The 25393-nt window shown below is 72.8% G+C and carries 25 protein-coding genes; 9 read left to right on the forward strand and 16 right to left on the reverse strand.

Annotated elements, in window-relative coordinates; translation table 11 throughout:
• Positions 1-157 precede the first annotated feature (157 nt).
• Positions 158-913, forward strand: coding sequence for a dienelactone hydrolase family protein (locus LUZ64_RS14850; protein ID WP_095582194.1), 756 nt, complete (start codon positions 158-160; stop codon positions 911-913).
• 71 nt (positions 914-984) lie between these two features.
• Here the strand turns inward: LUZ64_RS14850 and LUZ64_RS14855 are convergent, their stop codons facing one another.
• Positions 985-2289, reverse strand: a complete 1305-nt coding sequence (locus LUZ64_RS14855) for an MFS transporter (protein ID WP_095582193.1) — start codon at positions 2287-2289, stop codon at positions 985-987.
• 62 nt (positions 2290-2351) lie between these two features.
• Here LUZ64_RS14855 and LUZ64_RS14860 point away from each other — a divergent pair, with 62 nt between their 5' ends.
• A complete protein-coding gene (locus tag LUZ64_RS14860; RefSeq protein WP_095582195.1) occupies positions 2352-3362 on the forward strand; it encodes a LysR family transcriptional regulator in 1011 nt (336 codons plus the stop codon).
• Between the two features lie 230 nt (positions 3363-3592).
• Here LUZ64_RS14860 and LUZ64_RS14865 read toward each other — a convergent pair whose 3' ends face one another.
• The gene (locus LUZ64_RS14865; RefSeq protein WP_232390097.1) at positions 3593-4273 is read right to left on the reverse strand and encodes an alpha/beta hydrolase; all 681 of its coding nucleotides are present in this window, start codon (positions 4271-4273) and stop codon (positions 3593-3595) included.
• A gap of 541 nt (positions 4274-4814) precedes the next feature.
• On the opposite strand from LUZ64_RS14865, the gene LUZ64_RS14870 reads away from it, so the two are divergent.
• A complete protein-coding gene (locus LUZ64_RS14870) occupies positions 4815-5951 on the forward strand; it encodes an adenosine deaminase (protein WP_095583047.1) in 1137 nt (378 codons plus the stop codon).
• 164 nt (positions 5952-6115) lie between these two features.
• Positions 6116-6484 carry an ATP-binding protein gene (locus tag LUZ64_RS14875; RefSeq protein ID WP_087926575.1) on the forward strand — a complete coding sequence of 123 codons (369 nt, stop codon included), beginning with the start codon at positions 6116-6118 and terminating at the stop codon, positions 6482-6484.
• 103 nt (positions 6485-6587) lie between these two features.
• On the opposite strand, the gene LUZ64_RS14880 is transcribed toward LUZ64_RS14875, so the two are convergent.
• From LUZ64_RS14880 to afsQ1, 5 genes are all read right to left on the reverse strand, one after another.
• Positions 6588-6800 carry a PspC domain-containing protein gene (locus tag LUZ64_RS14880; protein ID WP_095583048.1) on the reverse strand — a complete coding sequence of 71 codons (213 nt, stop codon included), beginning with the start codon at positions 6798-6800 and terminating at the stop codon, positions 6588-6590.
• Positions 6801-6907: 107 nt separating this feature from the next.
• Positions 6908-7462, reverse strand: a complete 555-nt coding sequence (locus LUZ64_RS14885; protein ID WP_095583049.1) for a VanZ family protein — start codon at positions 7460-7462, stop codon at positions 6908-6910.
• 334 nt (positions 7463-7796) lie between these two features.
• A complete protein-coding gene (locus tag LUZ64_RS14890; RefSeq protein WP_232390080.1) occupies positions 7797-8477 on the reverse strand; it encodes a hypothetical protein in 681 nt (226 codons plus the stop codon).
• Positions 8474-9958, reverse strand: a complete 1485-nt coding sequence (locus tag LUZ64_RS14895) for an ATP-binding protein (protein WP_232390098.1) — start codon at positions 9956-9958, stop codon at positions 8474-8476. The genes LUZ64_RS14890 and LUZ64_RS14895 overlap by 4 nt, the downstream gene beginning before the upstream one ends.
• Positions 9959-10094: 136 nt before the next feature.
• Positions 10095-10772: a two-component system response regulator AfsQ1 gene (gene afsQ1, locus LUZ64_RS14900; RefSeq protein ID WP_199843863.1), complete on the reverse strand. Its 678-nt coding sequence runs from the start codon at positions 10770-10772 to the stop codon at positions 10095-10097.
• Positions 10773-10968: 196 nt separating this feature from the next.
• Between afsQ1 and LUZ64_RS14905 the strand changes: the two genes are divergently transcribed.
• Positions 10969-11769 (forward strand): SigE family RNA polymerase sigma factor, encoded by an 801-nt coding sequence (locus LUZ64_RS14905; RefSeq protein WP_211305100.1) that lies wholly within the window; start codon positions 10969-10971, stop codon positions 11767-11769.
• A 343-nt stretch (positions 11770-12112) separates the two neighbouring features.
• On the opposite strand, the gene LUZ64_RS14910 is transcribed toward LUZ64_RS14905, so the two are convergent.
• The gene (locus LUZ64_RS14910) at positions 12113-12769 is read right to left on the reverse strand and encodes a uridine kinase family protein (protein WP_095581322.1); all 657 of its coding nucleotides are present in this window, start codon (positions 12767-12769) and stop codon (positions 12113-12115) included.
• A gap of 96 nt (positions 12770-12865) precedes the next feature.
• On the opposite strand from LUZ64_RS14910, the gene LUZ64_RS14915 reads away from it, so the two are divergent.
• Complete coding sequence (locus LUZ64_RS14915; RefSeq protein ID WP_211305015.1) at positions 12866-13552, forward strand: hypothetical protein; 687 nt, start codon at positions 12866-12868, stop codon at positions 13550-13552.
• 562 nt (positions 13553-14114) lie between these two features.
• Here the strand turns inward: LUZ64_RS14915 and LUZ64_RS14920 are convergent.
• From LUZ64_RS14920 to deoC, 3 genes are read right to left on the reverse strand one after another with little or no spacing between them, the layout of a single operon-like run.
• The gene (locus LUZ64_RS14920; RefSeq protein WP_095578532.1) at positions 14115-14999 is read right to left on the reverse strand and encodes an aldehyde dehydrogenase family protein; all 885 of its coding nucleotides are present in this window, start codon (positions 14997-14999) and stop codon (positions 14115-14117) included.
• Positions 14992-16422 (reverse strand): aldehyde dehydrogenase family protein, encoded by a 1431-nt coding sequence (locus LUZ64_RS14925; protein ID WP_095578533.1) that lies wholly within the window; start codon positions 16420-16422, stop codon positions 14992-14994. Before LUZ64_RS14925 ends, LUZ64_RS14920 begins: the two co-directional genes overlap by 8 nt.
• A gap of 2 nt (positions 16423-16424) precedes the next feature.
• Positions 16425-17408, reverse strand: coding sequence for a deoxyribose-phosphate aldolase (deoC, locus tag LUZ64_RS14930; RefSeq protein WP_095578534.1), 984 nt, complete (start codon positions 17406-17408; stop codon positions 16425-16427).
• Positions 17409-17908: 500 nt separating this feature from the next.
• Here deoC and LUZ64_RS14935 point away from each other — a divergent pair, with 500 nt between their 5' ends.
• Positions 17909-18556 (forward strand): PH domain-containing protein, encoded by a 648-nt coding sequence (locus tag LUZ64_RS14935; protein WP_095585303.1) that lies wholly within the window; start codon positions 17909-17911, stop codon positions 18554-18556.
• A gap of 112 nt (positions 18557-18668) precedes the next feature.
• Here LUZ64_RS14935 and LUZ64_RS14940 read toward each other — a convergent pair whose 3' ends face one another.
• From LUZ64_RS14940 to LUZ64_RS14950, 3 genes are all read right to left on the reverse strand, one after another.
• Positions 18669-20336, reverse strand: coding sequence for a phospho-sugar mutase (locus LUZ64_RS14940; RefSeq protein ID WP_095585302.1), 1668 nt, complete (start codon positions 20334-20336; stop codon positions 18669-18671).
• Positions 20337-20419: 83 nt separating this feature from the next.
• A complete protein-coding gene (locus LUZ64_RS14945) occupies positions 20420-21235 on the reverse strand; it encodes a purine-nucleoside phosphorylase (protein WP_095583114.1) in 816 nt (271 codons plus the stop codon).
• A gap of 101 nt (positions 21236-21336) precedes the next feature.
• A complete protein-coding gene (locus tag LUZ64_RS14950) occupies positions 21337-21774 on the reverse strand; it encodes a gamma-glutamylcyclotransferase family protein (RefSeq protein WP_058045957.1) in 438 nt (145 codons plus the stop codon).
• Between the two features lie 166 nt (positions 21775-21940).
• Here LUZ64_RS14950 and LUZ64_RS14955 point away from each other — a divergent pair, with 166 nt between their 5' ends.
• Positions 21941-23398: an NAD(P)H-quinone dehydrogenase gene (locus tag LUZ64_RS14955; RefSeq protein ID WP_095583115.1), complete on the forward strand. Its 1458-nt coding sequence runs from the start codon at positions 21941-21943 to the stop codon at positions 23396-23398.
• An 80-nt stretch (positions 23399-23478) separates the two neighbouring features.
• Positions 23479-24519 carry a DeoR/GlpR family DNA-binding transcription regulator gene (locus LUZ64_RS14960; protein ID WP_095583116.1) on the forward strand — a complete coding sequence of 347 codons (1041 nt, stop codon included), beginning with the start codon at positions 23479-23481 and terminating at the stop codon, positions 24517-24519.
• Positions 24520-24536: 17 nt separating this feature from the next.
• On the opposite strand, the gene LUZ64_RS14965 is transcribed toward LUZ64_RS14960, so the two are convergent.
• Positions 24537-25133 carry a TetR/AcrR family transcriptional regulator gene (locus tag LUZ64_RS14965; protein WP_170116851.1) on the reverse strand — a complete coding sequence of 199 codons (597 nt, stop codon included), beginning with the start codon at positions 25131-25133 and terminating at the stop codon, positions 24537-24539.
• Positions 25134-25267: 134 nt separating this feature from the next.
• A partial coding sequence (locus LUZ64_RS37140) for a biotin/lipoyl-containing protein (RefSeq protein WP_146166984.1) occupies positions 25268-25393 on the reverse strand: 126 nt, incomplete at its 5' end.

The following is a 25393-nucleotide window of genomic DNA, read 5'->3' on the forward strand; positions in this document are numbered from 1 at the left end:
CCCCGCGACCCCGGCCGCCCGAAGGCTTCCCGCCCACGACGGCTCCGGCCGCGGACGGCGAGTGCGACGCGGGCCGCTGCGACGCGGGCCGCTGCGACGCGGGCCCCCGTGACGCGGCCCGCCTCCAACACTCCGACACCGACAAGGAGCAGCATCCATGCCCACCAGGACAGTTGAGATCTCCACCCCCGACGGCACGGCCGACGCCTTCGCCGCCTTCCCCGACGACGGCGAGCGCCACCCGGGCGTGCTGCTGTACGTGGACGCCATCGGGCTGCGGCCGGTGATCCACGAGATGGCCCGGAAGCTGGCCGACCAGGGCTACTACGTCCTGGCGCCCAACATCTTCTACCGCCGCGGCCCCGCCCCCGTGATCGACGTGCCCGACCTGAGCACCGCCGAGGCCCGCGATACGTTCTTCGCCCGCATCATGCCGCTCCTGGACGAGCTGACGGTCGAGCGCGCGGTCCGCGACGCCGGCGCCTACCTGGACTTCCTCACCACACAGCCCGAGGTCCGCCCCGGACCGGTCGGGACCGTCGGCTACTGCATGGGCGCCGTCCTGGCGCTGCGCGCCGCCGCCGCCCGCCCCGGCCAGGTGGCCGCCGCGGCCTGCTTCCACCCCGGCCCCCTCGTCACCGACACCCCCGACAGCCCGCACCTGCTCGCCCCGCGGCTGAACGCCGAACTCCTCTTCGGCCTGGCCGAGCACGACGACTCCATGCCGCCCGAGGCGGTCGCCCGGCTGAACAAGACGCTGGACGCCGACGGCGTCCGTTACGCCTCCGAGGTCTACCCGGACACCGTCCACGGCTTCACCATGGCCGACACGTCGGCCTTCAGTCCCTCCGGGCTCCAGCGCCACTGGGACCGCCTGCTGCCCTTCTTCGCCGGGGCCCTCAGCGCCGCATGACGTTCCGAACGGCGAAGGGCCCGCCCCACCAGGACAGGTGGTGGGGCGGGCCCTTCGGGTTCGGGGCGGCCTCAGGCCGAGGCCGGGATCCGGCGGCGCGCCACGAGCGCCATCCGCGTCGCGTACAGCGTGATCGACGCCGCGCCGATCATCGCCGCCATGCCCAGCACCACCGCGCCGTCCCACCCGGCGTAGTGGTACGCCACCGCGCCGAGCGTGCCACCGACGGAGCTGCCCAGGTAGTACGCCGTCTGGTACAGGGCCGACGCCTGGGCGCGGCCCGTCTTCGCGGCGCGGCTGACGGAGGACGAGGCGACCGCGTGGCCCGCGAAGAAGCCGGCGGTGATGAGGACGAGGCCCGCGAGGACCGCGGTCAGCGAGGTCGTCAGGGTCAGCAGCAGGCCCGCCGTGGTCGTGCTCACCGCCAGGTACAGCGCGCCCCGCCGGCCGAGGCGGCCGACGAGCTTTCCGGCCGCCGCGGAGGAGGCCGTACCGACCAGGTAGATCAGGAAGATCGAGCCGACGACACCCTGGGGGAGGGAGAACGGGGCCTCGGCCAGCCGGTAGCCGATCACCGTGTAGACCGCGCCGAAGACGGTCATGAACAGCGCGCCGATCATGTAGAGGCGGCGCAGCAGCGGGTCGGAGAGGTGGCCGGCGACCGTACGGGCGAGGTCGCGCGGGGAGACGGCCGTGGCGGTGAAGTGCCGGGCCTTGGGGATCAGGGCGCGGAAGGTCACCGCGCAGATCACGGCCAGGACGCCCACCGCGGCGAGCCCGGCCCGCCAGCCCCATGCCTGGGCGACCCAGCCGGCCAGGATGCGTCCGATCATGCCGCCGAGGCTGTTGCCCGCGACGAACAGGCCGATCGCGCCGACCAGCGCCTTCGCCCGGACCTCCTCCGAGAGGTACGCCATCGCCGAGGCGGGCAGGCCCGCGAGTGCGGCGCCCTGCACGGCGCGGAGCGCCACCAGCCAGCCCAGGCCGGGGGCCAGGGGCACGAGCAGGGACACGAAGGCGGCGACACACAGGGACGCGGTCATCATCGTCCGGCGGCCGAAGCGCTCGGACAGGGCGCTCAGGGGGACGACGGCGAGGGCGAGGGCGCCCGTGGCGGCGGAGACCGTCCAACTCGCCTGATCCGGCGTCACTCCGAGGTCGTCGGAGATCGCGGGAAGCAGGGCCTGCGTGGAGTAGAGCAGGGCGAAGGTGGCGACACCCGCCGCGAAGAGCGCGAAGCTCGTACGGCGGTAGCCGGGCCCGCCGGGCACCAGCTTGTTGTCATCGGCCGAGGAGGAAGGAGAGGTGAGGGACGACAGGGCAGAGGCACCCGAACGCATGGTGACGACGGATGCCCTGGTATCGGCAGGAGGCATGTCATGACCGTATGCACGTACCGCTCATGCGTCCAATGCACAAAAACGCGATAATCGATCCCATGCAGCATGACCGCAGGCCAGGGGCGTCTCTGTCACCAAGTGGCAACGAAAGCGTGACGCGGAATTTTGACAAGTCGGTAACACCTGACACTCCCGACATCAAGGCGGATTCGTGGGCGGCCACGCTCACCCCGCGCCTGGCGCAGTTCGTCGCCGTGGCCCGGCACGAGCACGTCACGCGTGCCGCGCAGCAGTTGCAGATGCCGCAGTCGACGCTGAGCCGGTCGATGGTCCGGATCGAGAAGGACCTGGGGGTGACGCTGTTCGCCCGGCACGGGCGCACGGTCTCGCTCACGGCGGCGGGGCGGGCGTTCCTGGCGTCCGTCGAGAAGGCGCTGTCGGACGTGGAGCGCGCCGCCGAGTCCGTACAGGCGGACGCCGACCCGACCAGCGGCAAGGTCGCCTTCGGCTTTCTGCACACCCTCGGCTCCGAGACCGTACCCGGTCTGATCCGCGCCTTCCGCGCCGACCACCCGCGCGTGCGGTTCCAACTGGTGCAGGGGTACGGCGAGGCGATGCTGGAGCGGCTGCGGTACGGCGACCTCGACCTGTGCCTGACGTCGCCGCTGCCCGACGCGCCGGACCTCGCGGCACGGCGGCTGGACGAGCAGAAGCTCCGTCTCGTCGTCCCCGAGGATCACCCGCTGGCGAGCCGCAAGCGCGTCCGGCTCGCGGAGGCCGCGACGGAGCTCTTCGTGACCCTGGAGCCGGGCTACGGCCTGCGCCGCATCACGGACGCGCTCTGCGCGGAGGCGGGCTTCACGCCGAAGGTGGCCTTCGAGGGCGAGGACCCGGAGACGCTGCGCGGCCTCGTCGCGGCCGGGCTGGGCGTAGGGCTGCTGCCGCCGCCGGCGGTGCCGCGGCCGGGGGTGGTGGAGCTTACGGTCACGGCGCCGCGGGCGTTCCGTGAGATCGGGGTGGCGTGGTTGGAGGGGCATCCTGACACGGCTCCGGTGGCGGCGTTCAAGAAGTTCTTGCTTTCGCGGCGGGGGCAGTTGCTGCCGCGGTAGCCGTGACGGCGGGTGTTTCCCCACCCTGCCCCTTCCCGGAACGGGGGCCCGGTGCCCCCGGGCTCCGGGCCGGGCCGGCCGCTGCGGGCCGGGGGGGGGGGGAGGGCCTTTTCCCCTACCCGCCCCTTCCCGTAACTGGGGGCTCCGCCCCCAGACCCCCTTTCCGCGCTGACGCGCGGTGGCCTCAAACTCCCCCAGCTACCGCTGGGAGGTGCCCCGGCCGGGCTGCATCAGTACCCCAACGACGTCCCGAACCCCGAAGCCAGCGGCATCCGCAGCCCCAGCGGCGGTGGCGCCGCCAGCGCGTCCGTCACCGGACGCGCGTAAGGGTGGCCGAAGAGCGAGCCGCGTACGAAGTCGACGGCCAGGGCCAGGACTTCGGAGCGGTGCTGGTGCAAGGTGTGGCCGTCCGAGTGGACTTCGAAGCGGCAGACATCGCGGTTGACCTTCTTCGCGCGCTCGGCGAGGCGGAAGGAGAGGTCCGGGTCAGTGCGCTCGTCGTTCGTGCCGTGGACCAGGAGCACCCGGCGGCCCGCGAGTTGACGTACGGGCTCGGTGTCGGCGGAAGGGGTGCTCGCGGGCAGCCAGGGGGCCAGGGCCAGGACGGACGTGACCGCCGGGTGGCCGGCCGCGTGGAGGGCGGCGCGGCCGCCCATGTCCGTGCCGACCAGGCAGACGGGCACGTCACCGTAGCGGCGCACGACCTCGTCTGCGGCCCACTCCGCGTCCCGCACCGGGTCCGCCGCGGCGCCGTTCCAGCCGCGGCGGCGGTAGCGCACGACATGGGTGACCAGGCCCTCCGGGCCGGCCACGCGGGCCAGCCGGCGGGCCAACGGCCGCTGGCCCAGGGCCGCGAGGGCCGACGGCCGGCGGGTGCCGGCCGGGTGGCCGCCCGGCAGCAGGAGGACCACGCCGTGCACCGAGCGGTCGGCCCCGAACGCCTTTCCCAGGCTCGCCCGCCCGCGATCGGCCGCACTCGCCCGGCCACCTCCCGGAGTGCCCGCCGGGCCACCGACCGGAGTGCTCGCCGGGCCTCCCGGAGCGTTCGCCGGGCCACCGACCGGAGTGCTCGCCGGGCCTCCCGGAGTGCCCACCGGGCCGCCTCCCGGAGTGCTCGCCGGGTCCCCCGGAGTGCTCGCCGGGTCCCCCGGAGCGCCCGCCGGGCCTCCCGGAGTGCTCGCCGGGCCTCCCGGAGTGCTCGCCGGGCCCCTTTCCGGAGCGCCCGCCGGGCCCCTTCCCGGAGTGCCCGCCGAGCCTCCCGACGTGCCCTCCGTGCCACTCCCCGGGCCGTTGCCCGGCCCGCTTCCCGGCCCGCCGGGGTCCCGCTGCGGCATCGCTGCTTGAGACATGGCAGAAACGATGGCAGAACGCCGCGTGGTGTCCACCCCGCCGATGGGTCACCTTTCCGTATCGTTCGCCGATATCTACGCGCGTAGGCGCTAGAGTGCCGAAATGACGAGCGAGACCACCTCTCAACCCACCCCCGAGCAGATCCGTCGCGCGCCCAAGGTGCTGCTGCACGACCACCTCGACGGCGGACTGCGCCCGGGCACGATCGTCGAACTGGCCCGCGAGACGGGCTACGGCAATCTGCCCGAGACCGACCCCGACAAGCTGGGCGTCTGGTTCCGTGAGGCCGCCGACTCCGGTTCGCTGGAGCGCTATCTGGAGACCTTCGCCCACACCTGCGCCGTGATGCAGACCCGTGAGGCGCTCTTCCGGGTCGCCGCCGAGTGCGCCGAGGACCTGGCCGAGGACGGCGTCGTCTACGCCGAGGTGCGTTACGCCCCCGAGCAGCACCTGGAGGGCGGGCTCACCCTCGAAGAGGTCGTCGAGGCCGTGAACGCCGGCTTCCGCGAGGGCGAACGCCGGGCCAGGGAGAACGGTCACCGCATCCGCGTCGGCGCGCTGCTCACCGCCATGCGGCACGCCGCCCGCGCGCTGGAGATCGCCGAACTCGCCAACCGTTACCGCGACTCCGGCGTGGCCGGCTTCGACATCGCGGGCGCCGAGGCGGGCTTCCCTCCCACCCGTCACCTCGACGCCTTCGAATATCTCAAGCGCGAGAACAACCACTTCACCATCCACGCGGGTGAGGCGTTCGGTCTGCCGTCCATCTGGCAGGCGCTCCAGTGGTGCGGCGCCGACCGGCTCGGCCACGGTGTGCGGATCACCGACGACATCGAGATCACCGAGGACGGCACCGTCAAGCTCGGCCGGCTCGCCTCGTACGTCCGGGACAAGCGCATCCCGCTGGAGATGTGCCCGACGTCCAACCTCCAGACCGGTGCCGCTTCCTCCTACGCGGAGCACCCGATCCACCTGCTGCGCAAGCTGCATTTCCGGGCGACGGTAAATACCGATAATCGTCTGATGAGCGGCACCAGCATGAGTGTGGAATTCGAGCACCTGGTGAAGACCTTCGGATACACGCTGGACGACATGCAGTGGTTTACCGTCAACGCGATGAAGTCCGCGTTCATCCCATTCGATGAACGTCTCGCGATGATCAATGACGTGGTGAAGCCGGGCTATGCCGAGCTCAAGTCGGAATGGCTGTTCCGGCAGACCGTGACGGAAACGGCCTGACCAGCAATTCTCTTTGCCGTCGCAACGGACGGTGAATCCACGGGGAATACCGTGACAACGGCCGGGACTTCGCGTCCCGGCCGTGTCATTGATTGCGGCTCCCCGGAACTCGTGACTAGGTTGCAGTGCCGCTCCACACATCCCCGTCGCGAGGACGAATTCAGATGAAGCAGGGAACCATCAAGACCCTCGGTGTCGCCGCGCTCGGTGTCGCCTTCTCCGCCGTGGCGGCGGGCAGCGCGTCGGCGGCGGCCCCCGTGGGCCCGGTCGAGTCGGTCACCACCACCACCGCGACCACGATGGGCGGGCTGCCCATCCAGCAGGCGGCGAAGATGTCCCCGGCGGGCGGCCCCGTGATCGCCGCCGCGGACCGGGCGGTCCAGTCCGGCATCCTGAAGTCCCCGTCCCAGGCCGTCGACAAGGCCGTGGCCCCCAGCCTGCCGCCGATGGACGCCAAGGGGAACGGCGGCCTGCTCGGCGGCCTGCCCCTCGGCATGCTGCCCTCGAACCTCACCCTGCCGGGCTCGAACTGACGCTCCTCCCGCACGCGACGACGGGCCGCGCACCCCGCTTACGGGGGTGCGCGGCCCGTCGCGTTCCGTACGGGAACGGGCAACGCGGGTGGTCAGCGGCGCGTCACCAGGACTGCGCCGACGTGGCGGCGGCCTTCTCGTTCGGCAGCAGCAGCCACAGGGCCAGGTACAGCAGGAACTGCGGACCGGGCAGCAGACACGAGACCAGGAAGATCACTCGCATCGTCCTGCGGGACGTCCCGTAACGCTGGGCGAGACCCGCGCAGACTCCGGCGATCATCCTGTGGTTGCGAGGCCGGACCAGCGGAGCGGACATGGGGACGACCCTTCGTTCGTGGGGCCGGCACCACCCTCGGCGGCGCCGTACGGGAGCGTTTCCCGATGACTCCACGCTACGTTCGCGAACCGGGGCCGAGCATCGCTCTAGGGTGCGATCCGGACCCTGGGGATCGTAGGGGTCAGACCCTGAGGGGCCTCCTCCGGAAGGCGGGCCGCCGGCCGTTCCCCGTCAGCCTTGCGGCGGAGCCGGGCCCGTACGGCGGGGACCACCGCCAGGTGCGTGAGCGCGACGCCCGTGACGTCCAGGAGCAGCGCGTCCACGTCCAGGACCTGGCCGAGCACCCCGCTCTGCACGACCTGGAGCCCCAGCGAGATCATCGCGGCCGTGAACACGGTCCGGGTCAGCGAGCCCAGCGACGAGGCCGCGACCCGTCCTCTCGCCCACGGCAGCAGCACCCCCAGCGGGGCCAGCGGCAGCACCCCGGAACCGATCGCCCGCACCGCCTCCCAGGGGCCGAGCGCCAGATCGGCGCGGAGGCTCGCGAACGGTTCCAGGTGCGCGGCGGTCACCCAGGGCGCCGTCAGCGGGCGCAGGGCCAGCCAGCCGACGGCCAGGAGATGGGCGACGAGCAGCACACACCCCGCGACGCGGTAGCGGTATCGGAGGGCGGGCGTACCGCCGTAACCATGACCCTGCACGTCCCCCAGGACGCGGGGTGCCCGTCGCGCGGTTCCGCCCGCCGGGGACGGAGAGCGGCGACGGCGCGTACGACGGAGCGTGACGGCGGTCAGGAAGGCGGACGGGCGCCGGGAGGACGCCCGTAACGAGGCCGGAGGGGTGAGGGTGAGGGACACCGGGCGGGCGCGGGTGACGGCGCGGGGTGGGGCGTACGGCCGGACAGCGATCCCACGCCGTCACAGTGGCTTTCGTCGCCGCTCGCCGCCCGCTGTCCGCCGCCCGCTGTTCGCCGCTCGCCGTCCGCCGTCCGCCGCCCGCCGTCCACCGCCCGCCGTCCTCGGCCGCCCCGCCCGGTCAGGTGACCGCGCTGCCCGGGATCTCCGCCGTGTCCGGGTGCGTGCGCATCCCCTCCGTGCAGGCGTAGCTCTTCGGCCGGGCCTCGCCCGGGCCGCCCAGGACGACCGTCCCCCTGCCGTCGGCCGCGGCCGTGCTCTCGTACGTGCACACCAGCTGGGCCAGGGCGACCTGCGGCAGCTCGTCCGGCTCCCGGCCCAGGCGCAGCGTGCCCGACGGGTCGCCGGACCGGGGCCCGCTCACCGTCAGACGCTGCGGCACGGCCGTCGTCAGCCCGGCCTCGGTCTCGCGCGCGGACGGCGTCCGGCGCAGCTCGTCGAGGAGCGCGCGGGCCACCACCACGGTGTCGCCCGGCTTGTCCGGCAGCGACACCTGGCGGGTGACGGGCACCAGCTGCGAGGCGCACGTCAGCTGTACGGTCACGGTGGCCAGACCGGCCGGCAGGCTGCGGTCGGGGTGCGCCACGCACGACGCCCGGGAGGGGGCGCCGCCGGCGTCCACGGGCACGGCGGTGCCGCGGATGCCGCAGCCGGACAGCGCGGGGAAGGCGCCGAGCAGCGCGAGGGCCACGGCGGCGGTCCTGATCCGCGACGCCGCCTTCGACGTCGCCTTGGACGCGGTCCCCGTCGTCCCGGCCGACGCCTTTACGGCGCCGGCGCCCGCGGTTCGTACCGTCCTCACTCCCCGCTCCCTTCCGCCCGGTCGCGCTCCCGCTCGCCGTCGGTCAGCTCCGACACGTCCCTGGGCAGGGTCAGCGTGAAGACCGCGCCGCCGTCCGGGGAGTTCGCGGCCGTGATCTCGCCGCCGTGGATGTGGGCGTTCTCCAGGGCGATGGACAGGCCCAGGCCGCTGCCCTCGGAGCGCGGCCGGGAGGCGCTCGCCTTGTAGAAGCGGTCGAAGACGTGCGGCAGGACGTCCTCGGGAATGCCCGGGCCGTGGTCGCGCACGTCGATCCGCAGCGAGCCGTCCACCGGCCGCACCGAGACCCGCACGGGCGAGCCGCCGTGCTTGAGGGCGTTGCCGATGAGGTTCGCGAGGATGACGTCCAGGCGGCGGGGGTCGAGCCGGGCCACGATGCCCCGCTCGGCGTCCAGCTCCACCGCGTCCAGCCAGGCGCGCGCGTCGATGCAGGCGGTGACCTGGTCGGCGACGTCCACGTCGTCGAGGACCAGCCGGGCCGTGCCCGCGTCGAAGCGGGTGACCTCCATCAGGTTCTCCACCAGGTCGTTGAGCCTGCGGGTCTCGCTGACGACCAGCTGCACCGCGGGCGCGATCATCGGGTCGAGGTTGTCCGCCTCGTCCTCCAGCACCTCGGTCACCGCGGTGATCGCCGTGAGCGGGGTGCGCAGCTCGTGCGACATGTCGGCGACGAACCGCCGGCTCGCCGCCTCCCGGGCGCTGAGCTCCTCGACCCGCTTCTCCAGCGACTCGGCCGTCCTGTTGAACGTCCGCGAGAGGTCGGCCAGCTCGTCGGTGCCCGACACCTGGAGCCGGGTGTCCAGCTTGCCCTCGCCGAGCCGCCGCGCCGCCTCGCCGAGCCGCTGCACGGGCCGCAGCACCGTGGACGCGGCCGCCTGCGCCAGCAGCGCGGAGCCGATCAGCGCGAGGGCGGTGGCGATGCCCAGTGACCAGGCCAGCGAGTTGAGGTCGGCCCGCTCGTTCTCCAGGGACTTCAGCAGATAGCCGGTCGGCCCGCCGCCGATCACCTTCGCGCCGCCCACCAGGTACGGCTTGCCGCCGAGCGTGATGCGCTGCCAGTACAGGTGGTAGGCGTAGCGGTTGGAGTCGTCGACCCGGCGCTCGCGGTTCACCGCGGCCTGGAGCGACTCCGGCACGACCTTGAGCGTGAACAGGTCGCGGTCGGACGGTGCCGCGCAGGCCGTCCGCCCGGACGTGCTGATCAGCAGCACCTCGTACTTCTGCGAGGTGGCCGCCATCCGGTCGGCGGCGGCCTGGAGCTCCTGGCAGGTCGGGTTCTGCGGCAGCGAACCGGTGTTGTCCTGGAGCGATTTGTGGAAGTCGTCGAGCGCCGCGTCCTGGGTACGGGTGAGCACCGCGTCCCGGTTGAGCCAGTACGCGATGGCGGACGCGGAGACCGCGGCGGCGAGCGCGACCAGCGCGAAGACGAGCATCAGCCGCAGCCGCAGGCTGATCCACCGCATGCTGAGCTTCAGCACGTTCCTGGCCGGAGGCCGTTCACCGGCCGGGGGCCGCTCGCGTTCACGGGCGGTGCCGGGCGTGGTGCCGGGCTCTTCTGTCACTGTGCGCTCTCTGTGCTGTTGTGGCGGGCGGGGGCGGTCACTGCGGGGCGTCCAGGCGGTAGCCGACGCCGCGGACGGTACGGATCAGGGTCGGGGACGACGGGACGTCCTCGACCTTGGCGCGCAGCCGCTGCACACAGGCGTCCACCAGGCGCGAGTCGCCCAGGTAGTCGTGCTCCCAGACCAGCCGCAGCAACTGCTGCCGGGACAGCGCCTGTCCCGGCCGCCGGCTGAGCTCCAGCAGCAGCCGCAGCTCGGTCGGCGTCAGCTGGAGGTCCTCACCGTTCTTGGTGACCGTCATCGCGGACCGGTCGATGACCAGCGAACCGAAGGACGCCGAATCGCTGGACTCCCGCTCGCCGCGGCGCAGCACCGCGCGGATCCGCGCGTCCAGCACGCGGCCCTGCACGGGCTTGACCACATAGTCGTCCGCGCCGGACTCCAGGCCCACCACGACGTCGATGTCGTCGTTGCGGGCGGTGAGCAGGATGATCGGCAGCTGGTCGGTGCGACGGATCCGCCGGCACACCTCGAAACCGTCGATACCGGGCAGCATGACATCCAGCACGATCAGGTCCGGCCGCTGCTCGCGCAGCATCTTCAGACCGTCCTCACCCGTCGCCGCGGTCACCACGCGGTGACCCTGGCGGGACAGGGAGAACTCGAGGGCCGTGCGGATGGCGTCGTCGTCCTCGATCAGCAACAGGAAAGGCACGCTGGCCATTCTGGACCAAGACCGGCGGGTGGTTCGACCGAAGAGGCCCGCCGCGGGGGTCCGGGGGCTGTTGCAGGGCTGTGACAGTCGGCGGACAACGCGATGAAACTGGCCCGGCAGGCTTTGGTTCACCGGGCAAGCACCAGGCCCGGGAACGCAAACGGACCGAGCTGGCTCCACCGACGGGGGGCGCGAGATGAACACACTGCACAGCACCACGACCAGCGCAGTCATTCGCACGCGCCTGCACGACGCCGGTCGGGGCCCGGAGAAGTCCGGTGCCGTGGGCGGGCGGGGGTGCGCCCGCGGCACCGGACGTGTACGGCCGCCGTACATGGTGGCGATCGACGCGATCACGTACGGGCAGCCCGCAGGGGTTCCGGGGGCCCCGGGCGCCTCGGACGCCTCGGGGGAGAACAAGGGCGCGTCCCGTACCGGCGGTGCCGCCGGGGCCGGGAAGACGGACCGGTCGGACGCCGAAGCGGCGTTCACCGCCTACGTCCAGGAGCGCCGGGCCTCCCTGTACGCGACCGCGTACCACCTGACGGGCGACCGGCACGAGGCTGAGGACCTGCTCCAGAGCGCGCTGTTCTCCACGTACCGCGCCTGGGACCGCATCAGCGACAAGGCCGCGGTCGGCGGGTACCTGCGCCGCACGATGACCAATCTGCACATCAGCGCCTGGCGCCGGCGCAAGCTCAACGAGTACCCGACCGAGGAGCTGCCGGAGACGGTCGGCGAGACGGACGCGATGCGCGGCACCGAGCTGCGCGCCGTGCTCTGGCAGGCGCTCGCCCGGCTGCCCGAGCTCCAGCGCACGATGCTCGTCCTGCGCTACTACGAGGGCCGGACGGACCCGGAGATCGCGGAGATCCTGGACATCAGCGTCGGCACGGTCAAGAGCAGCATCTGGCGCTCGCTGCGCCGGCTGCGGGACGACGAGGTCATCGGCTCCGGCCGGGGGGTCTCGGAGTCGTTCGGCGAGCTGGTGGCCTGAGCGGTCGGGGGACCGCGTCGGCCACGGAGGCCAAAGGGGGGCCTGGGGCGCTCGGGGGGAGCGTATGGGGGCCCAGGGGGGAGCGGGAGCGGGTCGGTAGCGGGCTGGGGGGCCCGGAACCGGCCCGCTCTCGCGTGTCCGGGATCACCCTCGGCGCTTGCGCGCGGGCGGACGCCTCGGACGGGGCCGGACCGTACGCCGGGATCACCCGGCCGCTTCCGTGCGGCAGGCCCGTGCGCCGGGGTTGCCCGGCCGCTTCCGTACGGCCGGGCGTCCTGGGCACGGGCAGGCCCGTACGCCGGGGTCCCGGCCGCGTTCGCGTGGCCGGGCCTCCCGGACGTGGTCAGACCCGTACGCCCTCGCGGCGGCCCGCGGCCGCGGCGGCTATCCGGCCCATGGCTGCCTCCTTGCCGCAGGCGTGGGCGCCGAGGGCCGTCTGACGGGCCACGATGCCGCGCTCGGCGCGCATCAGCCGCAGGCCGCGGCGGATCAGGGTCGGGACGGGCTTGCGGGCCTCGCGCAGGTCGCGCGCCAGGCGGCGGCGGAAGGTGGTGGCCGGCCGGCCGCGCAGGCACAGGGCGTCGGCGAGCACGCCCAGGTCGCGGCAGCGGTCGATGATGTCCGCGGCGAAGATCCCCTCGGCGATGAACAGCGGTGTGCGGCCGATGTCCAGGGCGGTCACGCCCGTCCGCGAGCTGGTCGAGATGTCGTACACCGGCACGTCCGTACGGGCGGTGCGGCACAGGTCGTCGATCGCGCGGAGGGCCGCCTCCGCGTCCCACGACAGGGGCGAGTCCCAGTCGGTGCCCGAGCCGTCCGCGAGGAGCGGGAGCGTGGGGTCCGTGCCCTCCTTGTAGAAGTCGTCGAGGTTGAGGACGGGCAGCCCGGTGCGGGCCGCGAGGGACGACTTTCCGGAACCGGACGGGCCGGTCAGCAGGATGACGCGCGCGGGGGTCAAGTGGGGAGTCACGGGAAACCAGTGTGAGGCATTGGGCCGCATGGGGGATCCCCCCGGGTCGCGGGGTGTGCGTGGAGTCACGGTTCGGCTACGGTGCGTTGTCGTTCGCTCCGGTCACTCACTACCCGGCAGGTGCCCATGGCCTCGCACGCACGACACGCTCGCCGCTCCGCTCCCGGCCGTCCCTCCGTTCTCTCGCGCGGCCTGGTGCGCGCCGGGCTGACCGTCTCCGCCGGGGCGGCGTTCGTCACGGGCGGGGCGGGGGCCGCGAGCGCCGCCATGCCCATCCAGCCGCCTCGGGCCGTCCTCGGGGACCTTGACGTGGGGGCGGGGCTGCGCGGGGCCGACATCGGGCTCCAGAAGGGGTCGGAGGGCGTCTTCAACACGATGCGCCACCTTCAGGCCAACCCGTTCGCCGAGACGAGCGCCGATCCGCTGGACAACTCGGTGAACACGCAGGTCGCGGACTTCAAACCGGTCAGTACGGCGCCGCTGGTGGAGCCGCTGACCAAGCGGGGCGGTCTGATCCAGAACCTGGCCTCCGTGGGGCCGCTGGCGCAGCTGTCGAAGGACGTGGTGCAGCCGCCGGCGCCGGGGGGTACGCCTCCGCCGCCGCTGGGGCCGGCGAAGCCGGCGTCTGTGGCGAAGCCGGGGTCTGTGGCCAAGCCGGCGTCTGTGGCCAAGCCCGCTCCGGCGAAGTCCGCTCCCGCGAAGTCCGCTTCCGCGAAGGGGGAGGCGGCGAAGGCTGGGCCGTTGGGGCTGCCGCTCGGGGAGTTGCCGGGGCCGCTGTCGAGCCTGGCGGCTCCGCCGCAGGCGGGGCGGTAGGGGGCTTTTTCCCCTACCCGCCCCTTCCCGGAACCGGGGCTCCGCCCCGGACCCCCGGCCGCGCTGTCGCGCGGTGTCCTCAAACGCCGGACGGGCTGGATATCGCTCCTGCCCGAGGCCGGCTTTCCGCCGTGACGGAGGCCGCTCGCCTTGGTCCCAGGAGGGCGGCTGTCCTGCCCGGTTCCGGACGGCGACTCAGCCTGTCCGGGGGCGGCTCCTGGGGGCACCCCCAGCGGTGGCCGGGGAAGCGTGAAGACCGGGGTCCGGGGCGGGGCGGCGTATCGGACGTGGCGGGGAGGGCGGGGCGGCGCATCGGACGCAGGGGGAGGGCGGGGCGGCGCATCGGACGTGGCGGGAAGGGTGGGGCCGCGTATCGGACGCGGCGGGAAGAAGCGGGGCCGGGGAAGGGCCCGCAGGACGCGCAGGACGCGCAGGACCCGCAGGACGTGCAGGACCCGCAGGACCCGCAGGACGTGCAGGACGCGCGAACGCCGGGCGAGCCGTCAGGGCCCGCCCGGCGTTCACGCGTCCGGGGTCCGGGGCGGAGCCCCGGGGGAAACGGTCAGTACGACGAACCGCCCGCGCCCAGCGACCCCGTCGGGTGCCAGACCGTCCGGGTCTCCAGGAACGCCGTCATGCGGTCCGTGCCCGGGTCCGCCGACCAGTCCGTGGCGCGCGGGCGCAGGACGCGCTTCAGGTTGTCCGCCGCCGCGATCTCCAGCTCCTTGGCGAAGCCGGCGTCCGCCCCCGCGAGGTCGATCGCGTTGACGTCCTGGTGCGCGGCCAGCGACGGCGCGATCTCGGCCGTACGGCCCGACAGGACGTTCACGACGCCGCCCGGGACGTCGGACGTGGCCAGCACCTCGCCCAGCGACAGGGCGGGCAGCGGGGCCTTCTCGGAGGCCACCACGACCACGGTGTTGCCGGTGGCGATCGCCGGGGCGATCACCGAGACCAGGCCGAGGAACGTCGACTCCTGCGGCGCGAGCACGGCGACGACGCCGGTCGGCTCGGTGGCGGAGACGTTGAAGAACGGGCCCGCGACCGGGTTCGTCGAGCCGGTGATCTGGCCGATCTTGTCGGTCCAGCCCGCGTACCAGACCCAGCGGTCGATCGCGGCGTCCACCTGCGCGGCGGCCTTGACCTTCGACAGGCCCTCCGCGTCCGCGACCTCCGCGACGAACTGGTCGCGGCGGCCCTCCAGCATCTCGGCGACGCGGTAGAGCACCTGGCCGCGGTTGTACGCGGTCGCGCCCGACCAGCCGCCGACGGCCTTGCGGGCCGCGACGACCGCGTCACGGGCGTCCTTGCGGGAGGACAGCGGGGCGTTGGCCAGCCAGTTGCCCTTGGAGTCGGTCACCTCGTACACCCGCCCGCTCTCGGACCGGGGGAACTTGCCCCCGACGAACAGCTTGTAGGTCTTGAAGACAGTCAAGCGCTCAGACATCGAGGTACGCCTCCAGGCCGTGGCGACCGCCCTCGCGGCCGAAACCCGACTCCTTGAAGCCGCCGAACGGCGAGGTCGGGTCGAACTTGTTGAACGTGTTGGCCCAGACGACGCCCGCGCGCAGCTTGCTCGCGACGGCCAGCATGCGCGAGCCCTTCTCCGTCCAGATGCCGGCGGAGAGGCCGTACTGAGAGTTGTTCGCCTTGGCGACCGCCTCGCCCGGGGTGCGGAACGACAGCACCGACAGGACCGGCCCGAAGATCTCCTCGCGGGCGATCCGGTGGGCCTGGGTGACGTTCGTGAACAGCGTCGGCGCGAACCAGTAGCCGTTCTCCGGCAGCTCGCACGCCGGGGCCCAGCGCTCGGCGCCCTCGGCCTCGCCGCTGTCGGCCAGCTCGGTGATCCGGGCCAGCTGCTCGGCGGAGTTGATCGCGCCGATGTCGGTGTTCTTGTCCAGCGGGTCGCCCAGGCGCAGCGTCGACAGACGGCGCTTGAGGGAGTCCAGCAGCTCGTCCTGGATCGACTCCTGGACCAGCAGGCGGGAGCCCGCGCAGCAGACCTGGCCCTGGTTGAAGAAGATGCCCTGGACGATGCCCTCGACGGCCTGGTCGATGGGCGCGTCGTCGAAGACGATGTTGGCGCCCTTGCCGCCCAGCTCCAGCGTGAGCTTCTTGTCGGAGCCCGCGACCGTACGGGCGATGGCCTTGCCGACCGCCGTGGAGCCGGTGAAGGCGACCTTGTTCACGCCCTCGTGCGCGACGAGCGCGGCGCCCGTGGTGCCGTCACCCGTGACGATGTTGACGACGCCCTTGGGCAGGCCCGCCTGGCGGCAGATGTCCGCGAAGAACAGCGCCGAGAGCGGGGTGGTCTCGGCCGGCTTCAGCACGACCGTGTTGCCCGTGGCCAGCGCCGGGGCGATCTTCCACGCCAGCATCAGGAGCGGGAAGTTCCAGGGGATGACCTGGCCCGCGACGCCCAGCGGGCGGGGGTTCGCGCCGTAGCCCGCGTGGTCGAGCTTGTCGGCCCAGCCCGCGTAGTAGAAGAAGTGCGCGGCGACCAGCGGGAGGTCCGCGTCGCGGGTCTCCTTGATCGGCTTGCCGTTGTCCAGCGTCTCCAGGACGGCCAGCTCGCGCGAGCGCTCCTGGATGATCCGCGCGATGCGGAAGAGGTACTTGGCGCGCTCGGCGCCCGGCAGCGCGGACCACTTCTCGAACGCCTTGCGGGCCGCCTTCACGGCGCGGTCCACGTCTTCGGCGGAGCCGTGCGCGACCTCGGAGAGAACCTCCTCGGAGGAGGGGCTTACGGTCTTGAAGACCTTGCCGCCGGTGGCCTCGGTGAACTCGCCGTCGATGAACAGGCCGTAGGACGACGCGATGTCGACGACCGAACGCGACTCGAGCGCGGGTGCGTAAGTGAAAGACATGATCAGTCCACCGTGACGTAGTCGGGACCGGAGTAGCGGCCGGTGCTCAGCTTCTGCCGCTGCATCAGCAGGTCGTTCAGGAGGCTGGAGGCGCCGAACCGGAACCAGTGGTTGTCCAGCCAGTCCTCGCCCACCGTCTCGTTGACCAGGACCAGGAACTTGATCGCGTCCTTGGTGGTGCGGATGCCGCCGGCCGGCTTCACACCGATCTGCACGCCGGTGAGCGCGCGGAAGTCCCGCACGGCCTCCAGCATCAGCAGGGTGTTCGACGGCGTGGCGTTGACCGCCACCTTGCCCGTCGAGGTCTTGATGAAGTCGGCGCCCGCGAGCATCCCGATCCAGGAGGCGCGGCGGATGTTGTCGTACGTCGACAGCTCGCCCGTCTCGAAGATCACCTTGAGGCGGGCCTTGTCGCCGCACTCCGTCTTGACGGCGCGGATCTCCTCGAACACGTCCATGTACCGGCCGGCCAGGAAGGCGCCGCGGTCGATGACCATGTCGATCTCGTCGGCCCCGGCCGCGATGGCGTCCCGGGTGTCCGCGAGCTTCACCGGCAGCGCGGCGCGGCCGGCGGGGAACGCGGTGGCGACGGACGCGACCTTCACGTCCGTGCCGGTCAGGGCCGCCTTCGCGGTGGCCACCATGTCGGGGTAGACGCAGACGGCGGCGGTGCGCGGCGTCGTCCGGTCGGTCGGGTCGGGGTTGACGGCCTTCGCGGCGAGCGCCCGGACCTTGCCGGGGGTGTCCGCGCCCTCCAGCGTCGTCAGGTCGATCATCGAGATCGCCAGGTCGATGGCGTACGCCTTCGCCGTGGTCTTGATCGAGCGGGTGCCGAGGGACGCGGCGCGGGCTTCCAGCCCGACCGCGTCGACGCCCGGGAGGCCGTGCAGGAAGCGGCGCAGCGCACTGTCGGAGGCGGTCACGTCCGCCAGCTCCGTCAGTCGCCCCGCGGCGTCATTGCCGTGTGCGGGAACTGTGGTGGGCATGGTCACCAGATGAGCATATCTACGCGCGTAGCGCGTGCCAACCCCTGAGCGGGGGGCTTTGCGGATGAGCGAGCCGGAGGGGCGGGGGTGGGTGGGGTTGGGGCCGGGGCGTGCGGTGGGTGTGCCGCTGCGCGGGGCCTTTCCCCAGCCCCGCCCCTTCCCGCTGCGTCCGATGTGCGGCTCCGCCGCGGGGCGGGGGCAAGCCCCCGGGCCCCCTTTTCCGCGCTCCGCGCGGTGGCCTCAAACGCCGGCCGGGCTGGATTGCCCCGGCCGGGCTGGATTGCCCCCCGGCCGGGCTGGGTTGCCCCGGCCGGGCTGAATCGTCGACGGACGGCGGGAGGGGGCGGGGTGGGGGTGGGCCCGGCAAGGGGCGTAAAGCGTGATTTGCGGGCCGTACGGCGGGCAACTTGGCCCGTAAATCATGCAGCCCCGTAGGGCCCACCCCCACCCCGCCCCCGACCCACCACCCGCCCGCACACACCGTGCGGCACAATCGGCGCATGACGAGCCCGGACGACTCCTCCGCCCCACGGTCCCCGCAGGAACCGGACGCCTACGCCGAGCGGTGCTACCGCTCGCCCTCCGGCATCGCCACCGGCGTACTGCTCCTCGGCCTCGCCGCCTGGCTGGGCGGCGACGCGATCGTGCGCGGCGCAGGCCGTACGCCCTGGCTCGCGCTGGCCGGACTCCTCTGCGCCGTCCCGCTGGTCATCGCCTTCACCATCCGGCCCGCCGTATGGGCGGGCGAGGACCGGCTCCTCGTCCGCAACCCCTTCCGCACCATCACCCTCCCCTGGAGCCGCGTGGACGGCGTACGCGCCGGCTACTCCAGCGAGGTGCTGGCCGGCGGCGCCAAGTACCAGCTCTGGTCGATCCCCGTCTCGCTGCGCAAGCGCAAGGCCGCCGCGCGGCGGCAGAACCAGGCGGTGGCCGAGGGCATCTCCGGGTCCGCCCTCACCGCCGCCGGTACCAACCCGGGCGGCAAAGCGCCTTCCGACCAAGTGATCGACGACCTCCGCGAACTCGCCGAGCGGAACGCCGGGCGGCCCGGTGCCCAGGGGGACGTGGCCGTGCGCTGGGCCTACGAGGTGATGGCGCCGGCCGCGGTGGGGTTCGTACTGCTGGTGGTGCTGTTCGTGACCGGCTGAGCCGTCTCCGGCGCCGCGTCGGCGCGCGGTGCCCCCGGAAGACGGAACGCCGGACGGGCCGGATCCTCTCCGGCCCGTCCGGCGTTTTCGCAGGGGCCTCGGCCCCCGCGAATCAGATCCCCGCCGCCCGCGACAGGTCCGACTTGATCGCCGCCAGGACCTCCGTCGCCCGCGCCCGGGCGTCCGTCAGCGCGATCGCCGACGCGACCGGGACCACGACCTCCAGGTAGCACTTGATCTTCGGCTCGGTACCGCTCGGGCGGACGATCACGCGCGCGCCCGACACCTCGCCCGCCGCGTCGCCGGCCAGGTGATACCGCAGGCCGTCCGTCGCCGGCAGCGCCTCGGAGCCCTTCGCCAGGTCCTCGGCCGAGGCGACCTGGAGCCCGGCCAGCACCGTCGGCGGCTGCTCGCGCAGGCGCCGCATCGCGTCCGAGATCAGCGACAGGTCCTGGACCCGCACCGAGAGCTGGTCCGTGGCGTGCAGGCCGTGCTCGACGGCCAGGTCGTCCAGGAGGTCCGTCAGCGTGCGGCCGGACTCCTTGAGCTCGGCGGCCAGCTCGGCCACCAGCAGGGCGGCCGTGATGCCGTCCTTGTCGCGCACGCCCTCGGGGTCGACGCAGTAGCCCAGCGCCTCCTCGTAGGCGTAGCGCAGGCCGTCCACGCGGGCCAGCCACTTGAAGCCCGTCAGGGTCTCCTCGTAGTCCGCGCCGGGCGCGGCCGCCGCGATGCGGGAGAGGAGCGACGAGGACACGATCGTCGTCGTGAAGGTGCCCTGGGCCTTCTTGTGGACCAGGTGCGTCGCCAGCAGCGCGCCCACCTCGTCGCCGCGCAGCATGCGCCAGCCCTCGACCGACTCCGGGTCGGGGACCGCGACGGCGCAGCGGTCCGCGTCCGGGTCGTTGGCGATGATGATGTCCGGCTGGGCCTCGCGGGCCGTGGCGAACGCCAGGTCCATCGCGCCCGGCTCCTCCGGGTTCGGGAAGGCGACCGTCGGGAAGTCCGGGTCCGGCTCGGCCTGCTCGGCGACCACGGTCGGCGCGGGGAAGCCGGCCCGCTCGAAGGCGGCGGTCAGGACGGTGCGGCCGACGCCGTGCATGGGCGTGTAGACGACGCGGACGTCCCGGGCGGAGCCGTTGGTCAGGACCGCGTCCGTGCGCTCCAGGTACGCCTCCACGATCGTCTCGCGGAGGGTCTCCCAGCCGGCGCTCGGGCGGGGCACGTCGGCCAGGCTCGCGATCGCCGCGATCTCGGCGGCGATCTCCGCGTCGGCCGGGGGCACGATCTGGGAGCCGTCGCCGAGGTAGACCTTGTAGCCGTTGTCGCGCGGCGGGTTGTGGCTGGCGGTGACCTCGATGCCCGCGACCGCGCCGAGGTGGCGGATCGCGAAGGCGAGGACCGGGGTGGGCAGCGGCTTGGGCAGCAGGGCCGCCTTCAGGCCGGCGCCGACCATGACGGCCGCGGTGTCGAGGGCGAAGTCGGCGCTCTTGTGGCGGGCGTCGTAGCCGATGACGACGGTGCCGCCGGTGTGGCCCTGCTTCTTCAGGTACGCGGCGAGGCCGGCGGCCGCGCGGATGACGACGGCGCGGTTCATGCGCATGGGGCCGGCGCCGAGCTCGCCGCGGAGGCCGGCGGTGCCGAACTGGAGGGTGCCGCCGAAGCGGACGCTCAGCTCGGTGGTGTCCCCGGCGTCGATGAGCCGGGAGAGCTCTTCGCGGGTCTCGGGGTCGGGGTCCTCGGCGAGCCACGTCTTGGCCTGGGCGATGAGGTCTCGCTCCACGGGTTCTCCTCCGGAGGGCTGGTGCTTGGTTTCGGGGGTGCTGTGCGGGTGCGTCGTGGGTCGGGGGCGGGGTGTGGATCGATTTACAGGCGGTCGAGGACCGACGCAAGGAGCTCGCCCATCGCCGTCGCGGAGTCGCGGCCGGCCTGGAGGACCTCTTCGTGGTTGAGCGGCTCGCCCGTCATGCCGGCGGCCAGGTTCGTGACCAGGGAGATGCCCAGGACCTCGGCGCCCGCCTCGCGGGCGGCGATGGCCTCCAGGGTGGTGGACATGCCGACCAGGTCCGCGCCGAGGGTGCGGATCATCTTGATCTCGGCCGGGGTCTCGTAGTGCGGGCCGGGGAACTGGACGTACACGCCCTCTTCGAGGGTCGGGTCCACCTCCTGGCAGAGCGCGCGCAGGCGGGGGGAGTACAGGTCGGTGAGGTCGACGAAGTTGGCGCCGACGATCGGCGAGGTCGCCGTGAGGTTGATGTGGTCGCTGATCAGCACCGGCTGACCGGGGCGCATGCCCTCGCGGAGGCCGCCGCAGCCGTTGGTCAGGACGACGGTCTTGCAGCCGGCGGCGACGGCGGTGCGGATGCCGTGGACGACGGCGGCGACGCCGCGGCCCTCGTAGTAGTGCGTGCGGCCGAGGAAGACCAGCGCGCGCTTGTCATTGACCTTGTAGGAGCGAACCGTGCCCGCGTGGCCCGCGACGGCGGCGGCGGTGAAGCCGGGGAGCTCGGTGACCGGGAATTCGACCTCGGGGGTGCCGAGCGCTTCGGTCGCCGGGAGCCAGCCGCTGCCCATGACCAGGGCGACGTCGTGGGTCTCGGCGCCCGTGAGCTCGCGCAGACGGGTGGCGGCGGCGTCGGCCGCGGCGTACGGGTCGACCTGGGGGGTAACAGATGCGTTCACGCGGACGAGGGTATCCGCTCTTCGCCTACGCGCGTAGATGTCGCCCGGCACGGTGTTCCGATTGTTGCTTTGTGTGTTGCGACGAGACGACGCCGTCACTCTCAGCAAGGACGCTTGCGGAGCTCCATCACATAGTCGTGCGGGGCGCCCGCGGACTCGGCCGCGTCGGCGATCTCGCCCAGGTAGCGGGCGGAGGGCAGGCCGCCCTCGTAGCCGTTCAGGACGTAGATCCACGCGGGCTCCTCGCCGTCCAGGGTGTGCACGCGCACCCGCATCCGGCGGTAGATGTCGAGTCCGACGCCCTCCCAACGGTCCATCGAGTCCTCGTCCATCGGAGCGATGTCGTAGAGGGCGACGAAGACCTGGGAGCGCGGGGCCTCGACGACGGTCGCCAGCGCGCCCTCCCAGCCCAGTTGCTCGCCGCCGAACGTCAGTCGCCAGTCGGAGAGCCAGCCCGTGCCGCGCAGGGGCGAGTGGGGTGCGCGGCGGGACATCAGCCGCGCGTCGAGGTTGCCGGCGTACGCGGCGTAGAGCGACATGGTTCCGAGGGTACGGGAGTGAGGCGGAACGGCATTTGGGATGGCAGGCTCGAAGGGAGGTTCGTCCGGAACCTCCTGCCGGTCCTCGCACGGATGGACGTACGCATTCAGGTACGTATTCACCGGGGGAGGCCCCGGGAGAAGTCGCTTTGATGGGTGCGGGACAATGGAGTACGTGACTCGGATCGTGATCATCGGTGGCGGACCCGGCGGCTATGAGGCGGCGCTCGTCGCCGCGCAGCTCGGCGCGGAGGTGACCGTCGTCGACTGCGACGGTCTGGGCGGGGCGTCGGTGCTCACCGACTGCGTGCCCTCTAAGACACTCATTGCGACGGCTGAGGTGATGACGACCTTCGACTCCTCGTACGAGGAGCTGGGGATCATCGTCGCCGACGACACGCCGCACGTGGAGCAGGCGGCGCGCGTCGTCGGCGTGGACCTGGGCAAGGTCAACAGGCGGGTGAAGCGGCTCGCCCTGGCGCAGTCGCACGACATCGCCGCCTCGGTCACCCGCGCGGGTGCCCGGGTGCTGCGCGGCCGGGGCCGGCTGGAGCCGAACCAGGCGCCGGACGGGTCGCGCAAGGTCGTGGTGCGCGCCGCGGACGGCACCGAGGAGACCCTCGTCGCCGACGCCGTGCTGATCGCCACGGGCGCGCACCCCCGGGAGATCCCGGACGCCCTGCCGGACGGCGAGCGCATCCTCAACTGGACGCAGGTCTACGACCTGGACGAGCTCCCCGAGGAGCTCATCGTGGTCGGCTCCGGTGTGACCGGTGCCGAGTTCGCCGGCGCGTACCAGGCGCTGGGGTCGAAGGTGACGCTGGTGTCGTCGCGGGACCGGGTGCTGCCGGGTGAGGACCCGGACGCCGCGGCCGTGCTGGAGGACGTCTTCCGGCGGCGCGGCATGAACGTCATGGCGCGGTCCCGGGCGCAGTCCGCGAAGCGGGTGGGCGACCGGGTGGAGGTCACCCTGGCCGACGGGCGCGTCATCAGCGGTACGCACTGCCTGATGGCGGTCGGCTCCATCCCCAACACGGCCGGGATCGGGCTGGAGGAGTCCGGGGTGCGGCTCAAGGAGTCCGGGCACGTCTGGACGGACCGGGTCTCGCGGACGAGCGCGCCGGGCGTCTACGCGGCCGGTGACTGCACGGGCGTGCTGGCGCTGGCGTCGGTCGCGGCCATGCAGGGCCGCATCGCGATGTACCACTTCCTGGGCGACGCGGTGGCCCCGCTGAATCTCAAGGCTGTATCCGCGAACGTATTTACGGATCCGGAGATTGCGACAGTCGGGTATACCCAGGCCGATGTCGACAGCGGCAAGATTGACGCCCGGATGGTGAAGCTTCCGCTGCTGCGGAATCCGCGCGCCAAGATGCAGGGCATTCGCGACGGCTTCGTGAAGATGTTCTGCCGGCCCGGCACGGGCATCGTGGTCGGTGGTGTGGTGGTCGCGCCGCGCGCCAGCGAGCTCATTCACCCCATCGCGATCGCGGTCGACAACAACCTGACCGTGGAGCAGATCGCCAACGCGTTCACCGTCTATCCCTCGCTGTCCGGTTCGCTCGCCGAGGTGGCGCGGCAGCTGCACACGAGGAAGACACAGCAGACGCAGCGTGAGGCTTAGGGCTCAGGAGTACGCCCATACCACTTCTTGCGTTCGGGAGCGGACAACTTCCGTTAATTGCTGCAACCTGCTGAAAACGGATGGTCGTTGGCGTTACTGTCGGTTTCGTGTTCGCTGCAGAACGTCGTCAATTGATCCTCGAAATGGTGCGCGCCAACGGAGCGGTTTCGCTCCGTGAGCTCGCCCGTGTCGTCCAGACCTCCGAAGTGACCGTACGGCGGGACGTGCGGGCATTGGAGGCAGAAGGACTGCTCGACCGCCGGCACGGCGGTGCGGTGCTGCCGGGCGGTTTCACCAGGGAGTCCGGCTTCCCGCAGAAATCCCATCTAGCGACCGCGGAAAAGACGGCCATCGCCGATCTGGCGGCGAGCTTCGTCGAAGAGGGCGAAGCCGTCGTCGTCGGCGCCGGCACCACCACGCAGGAGCTGGCCCGCCGGCTCGCGCGCGTGCCGGGTCTCACCGTGGTCACCAACTCCCTGCTCGTCGCGCAGGCGCTGGCGCACGCCAACCGGGTCGAGGTCGTCATGACCGGCGGCACGCTGCGCGGCTCCAACTACGCCCTGGTGGGCAGCGGTGCGGAGCAGTCCCTGCACGGTCTGCGCGTGACCAGAGCCTTCTTGTCCGGGAGCGGGCTGACCGCCGAGCGCGGGCTGTCCACGTCCAACATGCTCTCCGCGAGCGTGGACCGGGCGCTGGTGCAGGCCGCCGCGGAGGTGGTGGTGCTGGCGGACCATACGAAGCTGGGCACCGACACCATGTTCCAGACGGTGCCCACGGATGTGATCACGCGCCTGGTGACGGACGAGCCGCCGGCGCACGACGACCGCGCCGCCACGGAGCTCCAGGCCCTCGCGGACCAAGGCGTGCACATCTCGGTCGCCGGGCCCGGCGCGGGGTCGGGCTCGGCGCCGACGGGCGTCGCGGGCGGCGGGGAGGTGGGACCGCCGGCACGCCGCCGGGACGTTCCGCCGCTCCCGGGTCAGCGGCGTACGCATCCGCTGGGCGGGCAGCCGCCCGGCCCGGGGCAGGGCGGGCCGACGGGGCCGCAGCTGCGCAGCGCGGTGTCGCTGGGCGACCAGTCGACGGCGAGAGTGGCGGACCTGGCGCCGCGGCGCCGGTAGGCCCCGGAGCGGTGTCCTCAGTCGCCTGCGGGCACCGCCTTGAGGCCGCTCAGGGTCAGCATCAGCAGGCGGTCCGCCAGCTCCGGGTCGTCCGGGGACTGCTCGACCGCCAGGGAGATCGCGTTCGTCAGCTGCATCAGGTCCGTGATGCCCACGTCCGCGCGGACCGCCCCGGCCTGCTGGGCGCGGCCGAGCAGCCTGCTGCCCGCGTCGCGCATCGGCAGGCTGCACCGCGACAGCGCCGACGCCTCGTCGGTCTGCGCGGCCATCAGGGCCCGGGAGAGCCCGCGGTAGGTGCTGGCGTGCGCCACGATTGCGCGCAGCCAGTCCACCAGCGCCCGGCACGGCTCGGGGGACGCCAGGAGCTCGCGGGAGCGGGCGAGCAGTCCGTCGACCTCGCCCTGGAAGACGGCGCTCATCAGCGCCGTGCGGTTGGGGAAGTGGCGGTAGAGGGTCCCGATGCCGACGCCCGCCCGGCGGGCGATGTCCTCGAGGGAGGCGTCCGTGCCGTGCGCGGTGAAGGCGGTACGGGCCTCCGCGAGCAGTCGCTCGTAGTTGCGCCGCGCGTCCGCGCGCATGGGGCGTGGTGACGCCTGTGTGATCTCCGTGGCCATTGCCGTCGATCCTCCCTCTCGCTCCCCGCGAGTCAAGAATGCCACTGGCCCGGCCGCCCGCCGTCCGCCCGGCCAAGACCGCGGGCCCCGGCCGGTGCTCCGGCCGGGGCCCGCGGGCCGTGCTGAGGGGCGCGTCAGTCCTTGATCTCGCAGATGACGGCGCCGGAGGAGACGGAGGCACCGACCTCGGCGGTGATGCCCTTGACCGTGCCCGCGCGGTGCGCGTTCAGCGGCTGCTCCATCTTCATCGCTTCCAGGAC

Origin of the sequence: Streptomyces albireticuli, assembly GCF_021228125.1 — a bacterium.
Taxonomy (GTDB): Bacteria; Actinomycetota; Actinomycetes; order Streptomycetales; family Streptomycetaceae; genus Streptomyces; species Streptomyces albireticuli.